This window comes from Amycolatopsis rhabdoformis (assembly GCF_035918295.1).
Lineage (GTDB): Bacteria > Actinomycetota > Actinomycetes > Mycobacteriales > Pseudonocardiaceae > Amycolatopsis > Amycolatopsis rhabdoformis.
This window is the reverse complement of sequence record NZ_CP142149.1, coordinates 5,204,882-5,221,179: the sequence shown is the minus strand read 5'-3', so window position 1 is coordinate 5,221,179 and position 16,298 is coordinate 5,204,882. Positions and strand designations below refer to the sequence as shown.

The following is a 16,298-nucleotide window of genomic DNA, read 5'->3' as shown; positions in this document are numbered from 1 at the left end:
CGCTCGTTGCGGCCCGTGGGCGGCGGCGGGAGTCGGCCCTGGGGTTTGCCCGTCACGTGAGTCGCGCCATTGGCCGGACGGGCGGTCGAGCGTCTTGGTCGCGGTGCTGATCGTGCCCGTCGCGCTCGTTACGGCGCGGGCGCGGCGACGGGGAGGAGTCGGCCCTGGGTTTCGCCCGTTCGGCGAGTCGCCACTGGTCGAACGGGGGGTTGAATGTCCATCTACTCGCGGCGTTGATCGTGCGGGCTGCACTAGCCGCGCTCGTGTGCAGCGGCGCGACGAGTCAGCTCCAGGTCTCTCCGTTCGGCGAGTCGTGCCGCTGGCGGAATCGGCGGTTGAGCGTCCATCTCCTCGCCCCGCTGATCGTGCCCGCCACCGCTCGCCGCGGCCCATGCGCGGCAGCGCGAGGAGTCAGCCCTGCGTCTCCCCATCCGGTGAGTCGCGCCATTGGCCGAAGGGGCGGTCGAGCGTCCACTTGTCGCCGTCGTGGTCGAGGACGCGGTGTTCGCAGGTCTGCAGGTTGGACAGTGACTCGAACAGGTCCACGCTCCAGCCGAAGAGCCGCCGGCACAGCAGGCGCAGGGTGAGGCCGTGGGAGACGATCAGCACGGCCCGCGGGTGAGTTCCGCCACTGTTCAGCAGTTCGGCGAGAAAGCCGGCCACGCGGTCGTCCACGTCGGCGCCCGATTCGCCGAACGGGAGCCGGTAGAAGAAATGCCCGAATTCGTGGCGGCGCTGCCGCTGGACCTCCTGGTCCTGCGGATCCTGCAGGTTGCCCCAGTCCTGTTCCCTGAGCCGGGGCTCCTGCACGACGTGGTCGCAGTCGTTCTCGATGTCGAGCAGCCGCAGGGTCTCGCGAGTACGCAGGTAGGGGCTTACGTACACGGCCGGGCGCTCGCCGCGCAGCAGGTCCCGGATCGCCGGCCCGGTGGCGGCGGCCTCGGCGCGGCCCCGCTCCGTGAGGGGGATCGCGTGGTCGGGAATGCGCGTGTAGGCGAGTTGGTCGACGCTGCCGAGCGATTGCGCGTGACGCAGCAGGATGATCCGCACGAAACCATCATGCCCGTCCGCACCCCCGTGCCGCGGGAAACGGGACCGGCCTAGTCTCGAATGGTGAGCACGGACGCAGTGACGAAACCCGAACCGGCCGCGCGGCGCAGGACCAGTGTGGTGCCGCTGATTTCGGTCGGCGTCGTGATCGCCGCCGTGGTCGCGGTCGGGCTCGTGGCGCTCACCGGTGGTGCGGGGTACCTGATCGCGGGTCTGCCCGATCCGGGTCTGGTCACGCGCTACGGCATCACCGTCGTCCGGGTGATCGCCGAAGCCGCGTCGGTGATCTGCGTCGGCGCGCTGCTGCTGGCCGCGTTCCTGGTGCCGCCGCAGAAGTCCGGCACGCTCGCGCCCGAGGGGTACGCCGCCGTGCGCGCGGCCGGCATCGCCGCCTGGGTGTGGTTCGTCTCCGCTTTGCTGTCGGTGGCGTTCACCGCGGCCGACGGCGCCGGCAAGCCGTTCCTGGAAGTGCTTTCGCCCCAGACGCTGCTGGACCTCGTCGACGCGATCGAGCAGCCGAAGGCGTGGCTGTGGACGGCGCTGATCGCGGTGCTGCTCGCGCTGGGCTGCCGGCTCACCCTCACCTGGGGCTGGACGGCCGTGCTGTTCTTCGTGGCCGTCGGGGGCCTGGTGCCCGTGGCCGTGACCGGGCACTCCGCGAGCGGCGGCTCGCACGACATGGCCACCAACAGCCTCCTGTTCCACCTCATCGCGGCCGCGATCTGGGTCGGCGGGCTCATCGCGCTGCTGGCCCTCGGCTGGCGGCGCGGGGCGCACCTGTCGCTCGCCGCGCAGCGGTTCTCGAAGCTCGCGCTGGTCTGCTGGGTCGTGATGGCGATCTCCGGCGTGATCAACGCGCTGGTGCGCATCAACCTCGGCGACCTGTTCACCACCGACTACGGCCTGCTCGTGGTCGCGAAGGTCGTGGCGCTGCTGCTGCTCGGCGTGTTCGGCCACCAGCAGCGCAAACGCGGCGTGCGCGACCTCGTGGACGGCAAGGGCGGCAGCCAGCTGCTGCGGCTGGCCGCGGTCGAGGTGCTGATCATGTTCGTCACGCTCGGCATCGCGTCGGGCCTGGCCCGCACGCCACCGCCGGCCGACGCGGTCACGCAGCCCTCGACCACCGAACTGCTGATCGGCTACAACCTCGACGGCCCGCCCACCTTCTGGACCCTGCTCACCGCGTGGCGCTTCGACCTGATCTACGGCACCGCCGCGATCGTGCTGGCCGGGCTGTACCTGGCCGGGGTGCGCCGCCTGCGCAAGCGCGGCGACGCGTGGCCCGTCGGCCGGATCGTGGCGTGGCTCGCCGGCTGCGCGGTGCTGCTGCTGGCCACCTCCTCGGGCATCGGGCGCTACTCGCCGGCGATGTTCAGCGTGCACATGGGCACGCACATGCTGCTGTCCATGGTCATCCCGGTGCTGCTGGTGCTGGGCGGCCCCGTCACGCTCGCGCTGCGCGCCCTGCCCACCGCGGGCCGCGACGCGCCTCCCGGGCCGCGGGAGTGGCTCCTGGCGGCCGTGCACTCGCCCGTGTCGCGGTTCCTCACGCACCCGATCGTCGCGCTGCTGCTGTTCGTCGGCTCGTTCTACGCGCTGTACTTCTCGGGCCTGTTCGACTCCGCGCTCAACTACCACTGGGCGCACCTGGCGATGAACGCCCACTTCATCCTCGCCGGCTACGTCTTCTACTGGCCGGTGATCGGCGTCGACCCGGCGCCGCGCAAGATCCCGCCGGTCGGCCGGCTCGGGATGATGTTCGCGGCCATGCCGTTCCACGCGTTCTTCGGCGTGATCCTGATGAACATGCAGGCTGTGATCGGCCAGGAGTTCTACACGTCGCTGCGGCTGCCGTGGGTAGGCAGCCTGCTCACCGACCAGCGGCTCGGCGGCGGCATCGCGTGGGCCGCGGGCGAGGTGCCGGTGCTGCTGGTGCTGATCGCGCTGCTCGTGCAGTGGGCGCGCGCCGACGAGCGCGAGGCCAAGCGCAAGGACCGCCGCGAAGAGACCACCGGCGGCGAAGAACTGGCCGCCTACAACGCGATGCTCAAGAACATGGCCGAGGGCCGACGGGCCGAATGACGCCGGCGATGATGTCGTCCGCGTGATGTGAGCATGACCGTCGGTAGCGCGGTGGTGACCGCCGTCAGGGCGCGGATCGGGCCACTCTACGATCGCTTGTATGGCCGAGTTCATCTACACCATGAAGAAGGTGCGCAAGACCGTCGGGGACAAGGTCATCCTCGACGACGTCAGCACCGCGTTCTACCCCGGCGCCAAGATCGGCGTGGTGGGGCCGAACGGTGCCGGTAAGTCCACCGTTCTCAAGATCATGGCGGGGATCGAGCAGGCCAGCAACGGCGAGGCGTTCCTGCAGCCGGGCGCCACGGTCGGCATCCTCATGCAGGAGCCGGTGCTGGACGAGACGAAGACCGTCCGCCAGAACGTCGAGGAGGGCCTCGGCGAGACCAAGCAGAAGCTCGATCGCTACAACGAGATCGCCGAGCTCATGGCGACCGACTACAGCGACGCGCTCATGGAGGAGATGGGCCAGCTCCAGGAGGACCTCGACCACGCCGACGCGTGGGAGCTCGACTCCACCGTGGAGCAGGCCATGGACGCCCTGCGCTGCCCGCCGCCGGACGAGGCCGTGACCCACCTCTCCGGTGGTGAGCGCCGCCGCGTCGCGCTGTGCAAGCTGCTGCTGTCCGCGCCCGACCTGCTGCTGCTCGACGAGCCCACCAACCACCTGGACGCCGAAAGCGTGCTGTGGCTGGAGCAGTTCCTCATGAAGTACGCCGGCGCCGTGCTGGCCGTGACCCACGACCGGTACTTCCTCGACAACGTCGCCGAGTGGATCATGGAGCTCGACCGCGGCCACGTCGTGGGCTACGAGGGCAACTACTCCACGTACCTGGAGAAGAAGCGCGAGCGGCTCGAGGTCCAGGGCAAGAAGGACGCGAAGCTCGCCAAGCGCCTCAAGTCCGAGCTCGAGTGGGTGCGGTCCAACGCCAAGGCCCGCCAGACCAAGTCCCGCTCGCGCCTCGACCGCTACGAGGAAATGGCGGCCGAAGCCGACAAGTACCGCAAGCTCGACTTCGAAGAGATCCAGATCCCGCCGGGCCCGCGCCTGGGCAGCGTGGTCGTGGAGGTCGAGAAGCTGAACAAGGGCTTCGACGGCCGCGTGCTCATCGACGGGCTCTCGTTCGACCTGCCGCGCAACGGCATCGTCGGCGTGATCGGCCCCAACGGGGTCGGCAAGACCACGCTGTTCAAGACCATCGTCGGGCTCGAGGAGCCGGACGGCGGCCGGGTCAAGATCGGCGAGACGGTGAAGCTGTCCTATGTGGACCAGAACCGCGCCGGCATCGACCCGAAGAAGACGGTGTGGGAGGTCGTGTCGGACAAGCTCGACTACATCCACGTCGGGCAGACCGAAATGCCTTCGCGCGCGTACGTGAGCGCGTTCGGCTTCAAGGGGCCGGACCAGCAGAAGCCCGCGGGCGTGCTCTCCGGTGGTGAGCGCAACCGGCTGAACCTGGCGATGACGCTCAAGCAGGGTGGAAACCTGATCCTGCTGGACGAACCGACCAACGACCTGGACGTGGAAACGCTGGGCTCGCTGGAGAACGCGCTCGAGCAGTTCCCCGGGTGCGCGGTGGTCATCTCCCACGACCGGTGGTTCCTCGACCGGGTCGCCACGCACATCCTGGCCTGGGAAGGCACCGACGAGAACCCCGCGCAGTGGTTCTGGTTCGAGGGCAACTTCGAGGGCTACGAGAAGAACAAGATCGAGCGCCTCGGCGCCGAAGCGGCGCGGCCGCACCGGGTCACCCATCGCAAGCTGAAGCGCGACTGACGCCGGGGGCCGGAGTGGAAGCCAGCAGGCACAACCGGTCGAGCTCGCCCGCACCCGCGGGCGGGCGGCTCGCTGCTGCCGGCGGGGCGACCCTCTCCGACCTCGGGCGGCTGATCGAGCGGGCGGACGCGCTGCACCTGCGCGCGCCCGAGCTCGCTCTGGTGCTCGGTGAGCGCGCCGCCGCGCTCGCCGAGTCCGCCGGCGCGGACGAGCAGTGGATCCGGGCCGAAAGCCTCGTGGTCGCGGCGCGCGTGCGCCTCGGCGGTCGCACGTCGACCGTCGGGCGCGCCGTCGCCGCGCTGCGGGCCGCCGAGCACGCGGGGTACACCGACACGGCCGCGCGGCTGCGGATCGACCTCGCCGTGTGCGCGCGCAGTCTCGGCACGCCGCTGACCGGGCTCGCGGCGCTGCGCCCCGTGCTGTCCGAGCCGGCCGTTTCGGCCACGCACCGCGCCGAAGCGCTGTGCCACCTCGTGGGCTGTCTCGCGCAGTTCGGCCGCAAGCCGGAGCTCGACCGCGTGCTCGTGGAAGCGGACAAGCTCGTGGTGGCCGACGAGTCGCTCGACGCCGACACCCGGCTGCTCGTGCGCGCGCTGCTGCGCAACGGGGCCGCCGCGCACCGCCGCCGCCACGGTGACCTCACCGCGGCCGCCGACGCCGCCCGCACCGGCCTCGGCTTCCTGGAGAAGCTGGACAATCCGGCCGACGACGGCGGTCTCGTGCGGGTGCGGCTGGTGCTCCAGCTCGTGAGCACGCTGCTCGACCGCGGCGACGCCGACATGGCCTACGACATCGCCGAACCCATGCTGAACGAGCCCGTGCGCGCGGCGGGTGTCGCGCCCACCGCGTGGCTGCGCCTGGCCGTGGCCACGCGCGTGCACCTGCCGGCCGGGGCCGGCGACGCGGCGGCCGAGCTCGTGCGCGAGGCCGTGGCGAGCACCGACCGGCACGGGCTTTCCGCCATCACCGCGCGGCTGTGGCTCGAGCTGGCGCAGATCGAAGAACGCTTCGGCAGCGCGGAAGAAGCCATCGCCTGCCTGCACCGTTCGCGGGCGGCGGAGCACGTGCACTCGCGGGCGCGCCGCCAGGCGTGCGGGCTGCTCGCGGGCGAGTTCGGTGCCGACACGGTGGCGCCGCTCGACCTCGACGACGTGATCGCCCGCTCGGCGCCGCAGGGTGGCCGGCCGGTGCCGATGGCCGTGGAGCCGCCGGTGCGCGACGTCGAGACGACGGCGCTGATCCGGGCGATCTCGGCAGAACCGCCGGCGCCGAAGGCCCCGGCCGCACCTGCCGCTGCCACGCCGGCCGCGAAGCCGGATCGGCAGCCCGCTGCCGCGAAGCCGGCCGTCGCCAAGGCGCCGCGGACCGAGGACCGGCCCCGGCCGGAAACGCCGCCGCGGCCCGCGCCGCCGGCCGAGACCGCGTATGTGCGCGCGGCCGGTTCGGTGCCCGAAAGACCTGCTCGTACCGTCGAAAAGCCCGGCTCGTCGGCCCCGACGTGGTCGTTCGGCCGAGCCGAGGCGGAATCGGAAGCCGAGCGCACGTCGGTGATCCCGGTGATCCGCGACGAGCCGGCACCCGCGGCTCCCGAACGGGTGGAGCCGCCGGCCGAACAGGTCGCTCGTTTCACGTTGTCGGCGCCGAGCGCCGAGACGCCGGACCGGCCGCGGGTTGCCGAGCCAACCGCCCCGGTCGCGCCGGCCGCTCCGCCGGCGCAGGTCAAGCGACCGGTGAACGGGTCGCACAGCCAGGCGCGCACGGGCCGCCGCGCGGCGCCCGAGCCCGCGTTGCCGGGCTGGGTCAAGCCGTTCAAGAAGCCGGCCGCGCCGAAGCCCGAACCGGTGGCCGAGGTGCAGCGCGAAGAGCCGCCCGCGCGCGAGGCGCCGCGGGCCGAGGAGCTGCCGCGGCTCGCGCTGCCGGACCTGTCGGACATCCTGCCCGAGCTGCCGATGGCCCCCGCGCCCGCCGACGAACCCGCGGCGCCGCTGTGGGAGAGCGACGAGTGGGCCCGCGAAGAACGCGCCCGCCGCGACGAGACCGCCCGTGGCCGCAAGACCCGGCACGACGCCGAACACGGTTCGGTCGCCGCCCGCTCGGTGCTCGACCGCCTGGGGATCTCCGCCGGCGGCGGTGGCGGACGCCGGCGCGCCGACGACGCCTCCGCGCGCGAAGACGCCGTGCAGGAAGAAACCACGCGCACGGAGGAACCCGAGCCGGTCTCGGACCTCTCCGACGTCACCGACCCGCCGTGGAAGCGCGAGACCCCGGACCTGGCACCGGCGCCGCGCGCCGAAACGGTGTCGGAAGAGGCCGTGGACCCGTGGCTGCCGCGCCTGCGCATGCCCCCGGCCCTCGACCCGCTCGAGGACTTCGACTCGTGGACGCCGACTTCCCAGCCGTTCCCCGAGAGCTACGCGCGCGCCATCGCCGAAGACGAGCCGCCGCCCGACGCCGGGCTGGCCGAACTGCTGGCCCGCGCCCTGGCCGAGCACCAGGCCGGCACCGCGAGTGCCGCGGCGCTGGTGAAGCGACTGGGCTCGGAGGACGACCCGCCGCGTCGGCCGGTCAACGGACACGCCTCGGCGGACCGCAAGCGCAACGGCGACTGACCTCCCCGGCACGTCCGGCGCCGCTGGTGATGCCGGATTCAACGGACGGACCAAGCGTTGTTCGCTCACTGGGCGCGCGTCAGCGCAACGGTGACCGACACCGTCGCACGCGCTCGGATGAGTCAGTCGTCCGTCGACTTTGAGCGCACTGGCGGCTGCCGTTCCCGGACGCCGTCGAATCCGGTCAAAACCACCACCGGCGAGTCCGCGCCGGCGAACCGGCCCCGTCGGCGCCGGCGCCGGCGAACCTCGGAACGTCAACCCGGGCAACGGTAAAAGCCGCCGGCGAACCCCGTGGTTTTGCCCACCTCGAAACAGGTTTGGCCGCTGCGCCTTCGGGGTACCCACTTTTCGCGCGCAGCTCGGCGTAGCCCGTCCGGGCGGTTTCGGTGTGGGAATCCTCGCAGCGTCGCGAGGCAACCTTTTCCGGTTTGACCGCCCGGCTCGCTGCCGCCCTCGGTCGACTGAACCGATCACGAACCCGATCCGCCGCCACCGCGCGCCCCGCCCGGCGCCGGGGTGCGCCCGGTGCCAAGGGATTCGCCGGGGAACGCGGACGTCCGGCGGCCCGGCAGCTGAACCGATCAACGCCGGGAAATCCCCAGTGACATAAGGAAGATTTAAGTCTGGACAACCGCTGGTCGGGTCACGGGCCGGGCGGGGTCGGATTAGTGTGTGGGGTGTCCGCCACGTTGAGGTGACGGACGCGTCTCGATCTCGCACACTGGAGAGTTGCCTCACATGAGCTCGACGGGAGTCTCGTCCCTGTCCGGAACAGATGTCGGCGCCGAGGTCGGTGCCTCGCGCCGATCGGCCAGCCCGGAGCAGGTCCGGGACGAGCTGATCGACGCCGCCGCCGCGCTGGCGCCCGAGATCGGCGACCTGATCCGCCTGTACTACCGCCACATCCCGGCCGAGGAGATCGTCGGTGACGACCCGGTGGCCCTCGTCGGCGCGGTGCGTTCGCACCTGCAGCTGGCGAAGCAGCGGATGCCGGGACGGCCGGCGGTCCGGCTGCTGAACCCCACGGCGGCGCAGGACGGCTGGACCCGCGAGGCCACCGTCGTGCAGGTGGTCACCGACGACATGCCCTACCTCGTCGACAGCGTCGCGGCCGAGTTCGCGCGCGACGGCGTGCAGGTGCACCGCATCGTTCACCCGATCGTGGTGGTCAGCCGCGACGTGACCGGTGAGCTGGCGGGCCTGCACCCCGACGCCGATCCGGCCGACCCGCCCGCGATGTCCGCGGCGGAATCGTGGATGTACCTCGAGATCGACCTCGTCACGGACCCCAACCGCGCGCGGGAGCTGGACAACCGGCTCGCCTCGGTGCTCGGGGACGTCCGCGAGGTCGTGGAGGACGCCGACAAGATGGCGCAGACGGCGTGCGCCGTCGCGGAGTCGCTGGAGCAGAACCCGCCGAAGCTGCCCGATCACGGTCAGGTCGACGAAGGCGCGCGGCTGCTGCGCTGGCTCGCCGACGGCCACTTCACCTTCCTCGGTTACCGCCGCTACGAACTGGTGGAGAACCCGCACCCCGACTCCGACGAGCCGGCGCTGCGCGCGGTGCTCGCGTCCGGTCTCGGCGTGCTGCGCCAGGACAGCCTCGCCGCTCGCAGCCTCACCGCGGGCCCCGACGACTACGCGAGCGCGCTCTCCCCGACGCTCCTGGTTCTCACGCAGGCGAGCGCGCCGAGCACGGTGCACCGGCCGGTGTACCCGTACTACGTCGGCGTGAAGACGTTCGACGACGAGGGCAACGTGACCGGCGAGCACCGGTTCCTCGGCATGTTCACCACCACGGCGCTGCACGAGAACGTGCTCGACATCCCGGTGGTGTGCAAGCGCGTGCGCGAGGTGATCCACCGCGCCGGGTTCCCGATGGAGTCGTTCTCCGGCCAGCGGATGCTGGAGGTGCTGCAGAACTGGCCGCGTGCCGACCTGTTCTCCGCCGACACGGATTCCCTCTACGCCACCACGACCGGCGCCATCACGCTCTCGGATCGCCGCCGGCTGCGGCTGTTCCTGCGCCGCGACCCGTACGGCCGCTTCTACTCCTGCCTCGTGTACCTGCCGCGCGACCGCTACACCACGCGTTCGCGGCTGGCGATGCAGAAGGTGCTGCTGGAAGAGCTCGAAGGCACGCAGCTCGAATACAGCGCGCGCATCGGCGAAACCGTGCTGGCGCAGGTGCACTTCATCGTGCACACCGACCCGGCCCACCGGATCGACCCCGACACGCTGCGGATCCAGGAACGGCTCAACACCGTCGTGCGCAGCTGGGACGACCGCATGGTGGAGGCGATCCTCGCCGAGCGCCGCGAGCGCGCGGGCGACGGCCAGCCGGTGGGCGTGATGGGCGAGGAGTCCGCCGTCGACCAGGGCCAGCGCTTCGCCGCGGTGTTCCCCGAGGGCTACAAGGAAGACTTCACCGCCGACGAAGCACTCGCCGACCTGCGCAAGCTCGACACGCTGGCCGACGAGGGCGACCTCGCGCTGTCGTTCTACCTGCCCGCCGACGCCGAGCCGGGTGAGCGGCGTTTCAAGCTCTACCTGCGCGGTGAAGGCGTCACGCTGTCGAAGGTCCTGCCGGTGCTGCAGGCCATGGGCGTGGAGGTCGTCGACGAGCGGCCGTACGAGCTGTTCCGCGAAGACGGCGGCGCGAGCTGGATCTACGACTTCGGCCTGCGCATCACGGCGAAGTACCTCGACGAGTCCAGCACCGCGGCGCTCGACGAGCTGCGCGAACGGTTCCAGGACGCCTTCCACGCGGCGTGGCAGGGCGAAGCGGAGGTCGACGGCTTCAACGGCCTCGTGCTGCGCGCCGGGCTCACCTGGCGCCAGGCCGCCGTGCTGCGCGCGTATTCGCGCTACCTGCAGCAGGCGCGCAGCCCGTTTTCCCAGGCATACATCCAGAACACGGTGCTCAAGCACACCGAGGTGGCCCGGCGGCTGCTGAACCTGTTCGAGACGCGCTGCGAACCGCTGCTGTCCGATGTGGACCGCCAGACGCGCGAGGACTCGCTCGTCGGCGAGATCACCACGATGATCGACGAGGTCACGAGCCTCGACGAGGACCGCATCCTGCGCCGCCTCATGGCCGTGATCAACGCGACGCTGCGCACCAACTACCACGTGACCGACGAGAACGGCGCCACCCGGCCGTACCTCGCGATCAAGCTCGACCCGAGCGGCGTGCCGGAGCTGCCGGAGCCGCGGCCGAAGTTCGAGATCTTCGTGTACTCGCCGCGGGTGGAGGGCGTGCACCTGCGCTTCGGCGAGGTCGCGCGCGGTGGCCTGCGCTGGTCGGACCGGCGCGAGGACTTCCGCACCGAGGTGCTGGGCCTGGTGAAGGCGCAGGCGGTGAAGAACGCCGTGATCGTGCCGGTCGGCGCGAAGGGCGGCTTCGTGGTGAAGCGCCCGCCGGCCCCGACGGGCGACGCGGGCCTCGACCGCGACGCGCAGCTCACCGAGGGCATCGCGTGCTACCGCATGTTCATCTCGGGCCTGCTCGACCTCACCGACAACCGCGTCGAGGGCAAGACCGTGCCCGCGCCGGGTGTGGTGCGCCACGACGCCGACGACAGCTACCTCGTCGTCGCGGCCGACAAGGGCACCGCGAAGTTCTCCGACATCGCCAACGAAGTCTCGGCGCAGTACGGGTTCTGGCTCGGCGACGCGTTCGCCTCGGGCGGCTCGGTCGGCTACGACCACAAGGCCATGGGCATCACCGCCAAGGGCGCGTGGGAGAGCGTGAAGCGCCACTTCCGCGAGCTGGGCAAGGACACCCAGACCGAGGACTTCGCATGCGTCGGCATCGGCGACATGATGGGCGACGTCTTCGGCAACGGAATGCTGCTGAGCGAGCACATCCGGCTCGTGGCCGCGTTCAACCACATGCACGTGTTCCTCGACCCGAACCCGGACGCGGCGGCGACCTATCCCGAGCGGCGCCGGCTGTTCGACCTGCCGCGCAGCTCGTGGGACGACTACGACCGCTCGCTGATCAGCGAGGGCGGCGGCATCTACCCGCGCTCGGCCAAGACGATCCCGATCAGCCCGCAGGTGCGCGCGGCGCTCGGCATCGCCGAAGGCATCACGCACCTGCCGCCGATGGAGCTCATCCAGGCGATCCTGCTGGCGCCGGTCGAACTGCTGTGGAACGGCGGCATCGGCACCTACGTGAAGGCCGAGACCGAAACCCACGGCGACGCGGGCGACAAGGCCAACGACGCGATCCGCGTGAACGGCAACCAGTTGCGCGTGAAGGTGGTCGGCGAAGGCGGCAACCTGGGCCTGACCCAGCTCGGCCGCATCGAGTTCGCTCGCTCGGGCGGCAAGATGAACACCGACGCGCTCGACAACTCCGCCGGCGTCGACTGCTCCGACCACGAGGTCAACATCAAGATCCTGCTGGACCACCTCGTGGCCACCGGGGACCTCGAGCACACACGCCGCAACTCGCTGCTCGAGGAGATGACCGACGAGGTCTCCGACCTGGTGCTGGCCGACAACTACCGGCAGAACGCGGTGCTCGGCGTGAGCCGGGCCCACGCCGGCCCGATGGTGTCGGTGCACGCGCGGCAGGTGTCCTCGCTCGTGGCGAAGGGCGCGTTCGACCGCAAGCTCGAAGCGCTGCCGAGCTCGTCGGCGTTCCGCGCGCTGGAGAAGGCGGGCGAAGGCCTGTCCTCGCCGGAGCTCGCGACGCTGCTGGCCCACGTGAAGCTCGACCTCAAGGACGAGCTGCTCGCCAGCGAGCTGGTCGACTCCGAGGTGTTCACGCGCCGGCTGCCCGAGTACTTCCCGAAGCCGCTGCGCGAGCAGTTCACCGACGCGATCGGGCAGCACCCGCTGCGCCGCCAGATCATCACCACGCTCGTGACCAACGAGCTGGTCGACGGCGGTGGCATCTCGTTCGTCTTCCGGCTCATGGAGGAGATGAACGCGACGGCCACCGACGCGGTGCGCGCGTACGCCGTGGTCACCCACGTGTACGACCTGCCGAAGCTGTGGGCCGAGATCGACGCGCTCGACAACGTGGTGCCCACCGACGTCGCCGACGCGATGGTGCTGGAGACCCGCCGGCTGCTCGACCGCGCCGCCCGCTGGTTCCTCACCAACCGGCCGCAGCCGCTCGCGCCGCTGGCCGAGATCAACCGGTTCGGTCCGGTCGTGGCGGAGCTCGGTCCGAAGCTGGGCCAGCTGCTGCGCGGCCGTGAGCTCGAGTCGGTGGAGGAACACGCCGGCAAGCTGGTCGACGAAGGCGTGCCGGCCGACCTCGCGCGCCGCGTGGCGCTGCTGCTGCACAGCTACGGCCTGCTCGACGTGGTCGAGGTCGCCGAGCTGGCCGAGCAGCAGGTGGGGCTCGACGCGCTGCACAGCCCGGCCGACACCGCGGAGCTGTACTACGCGCTCTCGGACCACCTGGACATCGACAAGATGCTCACCGAGATCAGCAAGCTCGAACGCGGCAACCGCTGGCACGCCCTCGCGCGGCTCTCGCTGCGCGACGACGTGTACGGTTCGCTTCGCGCCATCACGCTCGACGCGCTGCGCCACAGCGACCAGGACGTGGAGGCCGACGCGCAGATCGCGCAGTGGGAGAAGACCAACGCGTCGCGGCTCTCGCGGGCCCGCGTGGCGCTCGACGAGATCACCCGCTCCGGGCGGCTCGACCTCGCGACGCTGTCCGTGGCCGCGCGCCAGATCAGGAGCACGGTGCGGTGACCTACGTTTCGCACGTCCGGCCGCGGTGGTCGGACATGGACGTGTACGGGCACGTCAACCACGCCAACATGGTGACGTTGCTGGAAGAAGCGCGGATCCCGGTGCTGTTCGGCGACGCGGTGAAAGCCGGGCTCACCGAGCTGCCCAAGGGCGTGGTCGTGGTGAAGCTCAGCGTGCACTACCGCCTGCCGATCGTCGTCGCGCCCGACACGACCGTGCGAGTCGAGATCACCCTCGCCGAGGTGAAGGCGGCCAGCATCACGCTCACCTACCGCGTGCACACCGGGTCCGAGGAGTCGGACCCGGTGGCCGTGACGGCCGAGACGGTGCTGGCGCCCTACGACACCGTGAAGCTGCGGCCTCGGCGGCTCACCGCCGAGGAGACGGACTTCCTCAAGCGGGTGTTCGCCGGTGCCTGAGCTGCGCATCCCCGACGCGGCCGACCGCGACACGCTCGGCGCGTTCGTGGCGCGCGCGGTCCGGCTCGACGGGAACACGGCGGTGCGGCTGCGCAACCGCCCCGGCGACGGCGGTGTCGTCGAAGCGTGGACGGCCACGCCGTTCGAGGTCCTCGCCACTCGCGCGGTGGCGGGGACCGTGACCCCGGGCGACGTCACCGTGTCCGGCAACGAACTGCTCGCGGCCCTCACGGTCGCGGGCGGCGAGGTGATGGATCCGGGCCCGGCGCGTGATCTGCTCTGGCACGCCGAGCTGCCGGCGTCCGGCCGCTGGCAGCTGGTGGACGACCTGCCGGTGGGTGTGGTGTCCGACCTCGCCGACCGCGGCGTGACGCTGGCCCGAGACAACGTCGGCCCGCACGGCACGCCGCCGGCGTCGCTGATGGACCAGGCGGTGCTCACGGTGACCGGGGGCGAGCTCGAGGTGAAGGTGCAGCTGCGCTGTCTGTTCGCCTTGTCCGGGATGGGATTGTTCGACTCGTCCATCGACGGCGACGTGGTGCGTGTGACCGCCACCGATTCGTGGCTGCGTCTGGACGCCCGCTATGGCGCGGTGCTGAAGCGAAGGCACGCGTTGCTGCCGCTGCTTTTCTGAGCCCGCCCCGATTTTTCACGCCGGTTTTTCAGGCCGGGCGCGCCTTTGCGCGGGCCTGGCCTGACATCCCGTCTGTTCACTTTGTCCGGAGCGGTGGGGGCAAAGCCCGCAATTCTTGCCCCTTCTCTTCTCAATTTGTTGTGATTTCCTTGCGCCCGTGGTGCTTTGCCGTTCGCGATGCGATGGTGGGGGCATGACCGACCCCGACGGCGACCCGACGGCGGACTTCCTCGCCGACGTGCGCGCCGAGCAGACACCGTGGCGAACCGACCGCCCGGTGGAAGCCGAGGGCCCCGAGGGAGTGGGGCAGCAAATCGCGCGTGGCCGGTTTTCCCGGGCCGCCCGCATCGCGGGTGAGGCCGCTCCGTATGTGCAAGCCGCGTTGTTCGCAGCGTGGATCGCCACGTCGATAGCGGATTCCGGCGACGGTTCGGGTGGAATGAACGGAGGTCAGAGCGGTTAGGCGGTCCCCGCGGACCGAAACTCCGGGTACAGTCGGTGCCGGATCAGCCGCCGATGTCCGATTCGGCGCGACCACGAACACCGCACCGCCGGTTCCGACGGCGTGGTGCGCGCACGTGCCTGTGATGGCCGTTTTCGCCCGCCAGAGCCGATTTCGCCGACGGTGGAGGGGAGACCCATGCTCCTGTCCGGTCCTGATCGTCTGACAACCGAAGCCGTACACGAAGACCCACTGGTGCTGAGACGGGCGCTGGTCGGCTACGTGCGCGCGGTGGCCGACGCGATCGGCGTCTCCGTGGAGGGGACGTCGTGCGAAGTCGCCGACACCGTCACGGCGTACGTCGCGCTGAGCCGCCGCTCACCGCGCCACCCCGGCCGTGACCTGATGCTGCTCTGGAACTCACGACAGGGCTGGACTCTTGCCGTGGAGACGGCGCCGGCCGAGCCGCCGCTGGTCGTCTCCCGCCTGGGCGGCGACGTGGTACCGGAACCCGCGCTCGTGGCGCGCTTCGTCGCTGACGTCCTGTCCGCTTCGCACAGCGGTGCGTGGACCACGTCGACCAGCCGGACCGCCGCCGATCGCGGTGCGTTGGCGGCCCGGCTGGAACGACGTGCCCGGCCTGTCGTCAGGCGGTCCTGAGCTTCCGCGCCAGCCGCTCCGGGCGGGGCCAGCGGACCTGCGAGACCCAGTTCAGCTTCTCGAAGACCCAGATGAGCCGAGCTGACGTGTCGAGCTGGCCCCGGCCCACGCCGTGTCGAGCACCTGTCGGGTCCGCGTGGTGGGAGTTGTGCCACGACTCGCCGAACGACAGGATCGCCAGCGGCCAGAAGTTCGCCGAGCGGTCCCGCGAAACGAACGGGCGCTCACCGATCATGTGACACAGCGAGTTGACCGACCACGTGACGTGGTGCAGCGCCGCCACTCGCACGAGCCCGGCCCAGAAGAACGCCGTGAGCGCACCCCACCAGCTGAGCGTGGCCAGGCCGCCGATCAGCGCCGGCGCCAGCAGCGTGACCACGGTGAGCACCGGGAACAGGCTGTCGACGCGGCGGATGTCCGGGTCGTCGAGCAGGTCCGGGGCGAAGCGGCGCGAGTTGGTCTTGTCGCGGTCGAACAGCCAGCCCATGTGGGCGTACCAGAAGCCCTTGGCCAGGGCCGCCGGCGTGGTGCCGAAGAGCCACGGGGAGTGCGGGTCGCCCTCGCGGTCGGAGAACGCGTGGTGGCGGCGGTGGTCGGCGACCCACGAGATCACGGGGCCCTGCATCGCCATGCTGCCGGCCACGGCGAGCGCGATCCGCAGGCCGCGACGGGCGCGGAAGGCGCCGTGGGTGAAGTAGCGGTGGAAGCCGATGGTGATGCCGAGGCCGCTGAGGTAGTAGAAGCCGACCGCGAGGCCGATGTCGAGCCAGCTGAGTCCCCAGCCCCAGGCGAGGGGCACGGCGGCGACCACCGCGAGCAGGGGGAGCACGGCGAACAGCTTCACCAGGAACGCTTCGGTTCCGGTCTTGTGGCCGGCGAGCATGGGCTCGGGGGCCGG

10 protein-coding genes are annotated in these 16,298 nt (G+C 71.2%); 8 read left to right on the top strand and 2 right to left on the bottom strand.

Going from position 1 to position 16,298, the window contains the following annotated elements:
* Nucleotides 1-411: 411 nt before the first annotated feature.
* A complete protein-coding gene (locus tag VSH64_RS23815) occupies nucleotides 412-1,050 on the bottom strand; it encodes a histidine phosphatase family protein (protein ID WP_326564885.1) in 639 nt (212 codons plus the stop codon).
* Between the two features lie 60 nt (nucleotides 1,051-1,110).
* Between VSH64_RS23815 and VSH64_RS23810 the strand changes: the two genes are divergently transcribed.
* The 8 genes from VSH64_RS23810 (at nucleotide 1,111) to VSH64_RS23775 (ending at nucleotide 15,400) form a co-directional block, all read left to right on the top strand.
* Nucleotides 1,111-3,132 (top strand): cytochrome c oxidase assembly protein, encoded by a 2,022-nt coding sequence (locus VSH64_RS23810; protein WP_407655555.1) that lies wholly within the window; start codon nucleotides 1,111-1,113, stop codon nucleotides 3,130-3,132.
* A gap of 100 nt (nucleotides 3,133-3,232) precedes the next feature.
* Nucleotides 3,233-4,909 (top strand): energy-dependent translational throttle protein EttA, encoded by a 1,677-nt coding sequence (ettA, locus tag VSH64_RS23805; RefSeq protein ID WP_326564883.1) that lies wholly within the window; start codon nucleotides 3,233-3,235, stop codon nucleotides 4,907-4,909.
* Between the two features lie 14 nt (nucleotides 4,910-4,923).
* Nucleotides 4,924-7,518 (top strand): tetratricopeptide repeat protein, encoded by a 2,595-nt coding sequence (locus VSH64_RS23800; protein WP_326564882.1) that lies wholly within the window; start codon nucleotides 4,924-4,926, stop codon nucleotides 7,516-7,518.
* A 741-nt stretch (nucleotides 7,519-8,259) separates the two neighbouring features.
* Complete coding sequence (locus tag VSH64_RS23795; RefSeq protein ID WP_326564881.1) at nucleotides 8,260-13,245, top strand: NAD-glutamate dehydrogenase; 4,986 nt, start codon at nucleotides 8,260-8,262, stop codon at nucleotides 13,243-13,245.
* Nucleotides 13,242-13,664 carry an acyl-CoA thioesterase gene (locus VSH64_RS23790; RefSeq protein WP_326564880.1) on the top strand — a complete coding sequence of 141 codons (423 nt, stop codon included), beginning with the start codon at nucleotides 13,242-13,244 and terminating at the stop codon, nucleotides 13,662-13,664. The genes VSH64_RS23795 and VSH64_RS23790 overlap by 4 nt, the downstream gene beginning before the upstream one ends.
* Nucleotides 13,657-14,298: a hypothetical protein gene (locus VSH64_RS23785; protein WP_326564879.1), complete on the top strand. Its 642-nt coding sequence runs from the start codon at nucleotides 13,657-13,659 to the stop codon at nucleotides 14,296-14,298. The genes VSH64_RS23790 and VSH64_RS23785 overlap by 8 nt, the downstream gene beginning before the upstream one ends.
* A 193-nt stretch (nucleotides 14,299-14,491) precedes the next feature.
* A complete protein-coding gene (locus VSH64_RS23780) occupies nucleotides 14,492-14,761 on the top strand; it encodes a hypothetical protein (protein WP_326564878.1) in 270 nt (89 codons plus the stop codon).
* Between the two features lie 234 nt (nucleotides 14,762-14,995).
* The gene (locus tag VSH64_RS23775) at nucleotides 14,996-15,400 is read left to right on the top strand and encodes a DUF6292 family protein (RefSeq protein ID WP_326564877.1); all 405 of its coding nucleotides are present in this window, start codon (nucleotides 14,996-14,998) and stop codon (nucleotides 15,398-15,400) included.
* On the opposite strand, the gene VSH64_RS23770 is transcribed toward VSH64_RS23775, so the two are convergent.
* A complete protein-coding gene (locus VSH64_RS23770) occupies nucleotides 15,387-16,283 on the bottom strand; it encodes an acyl-CoA desaturase (protein ID WP_326564876.1) in 897 nt (298 codons plus the stop codon). The genes VSH64_RS23775 and VSH64_RS23770 overlap by 14 nt on opposite strands.
* Between the last annotated feature and the right edge of the window lie 15 nt (nucleotides 16,284-16,298).

Excerpts from the sequence above, each read along its gene's own strand:
- VSH64_RS23810 (WP_407655555.1), top strand. The coding sequence starts at position 1,111 with ATGGTGAGCACGGACGCAGTGACGAAACCCGAACCGGCCGCGCGGCGC.
- ettA (WP_326564883.1), top strand. The coding sequence starts at position 3,233 with ATGGCCGAGTTCATCTACACCATGAAGAAGGTGCGCAAGACCGTCGGG.
- VSH64_RS23795 (WP_326564881.1), top strand. The coding sequence starts at position 8,260 with ATGAGCTCGACGGGAGTCTCGTCCCTGTCCGGAACAGATGTCGGCGCC.
- VSH64_RS23780 (WP_326564878.1), top strand. The coding sequence starts at position 14,492 with ATGACCGACCCCGACGGCGACCCGACGGCGGACTTCCTCGCCGACGTG.
- VSH64_RS23770 (WP_326564876.1), bottom strand. The coding sequence starts at position 16,283 with ATGCTCGCCGGCCACAAGACCGGAACCGAAGCGTTCCTGGTGAAGCTG.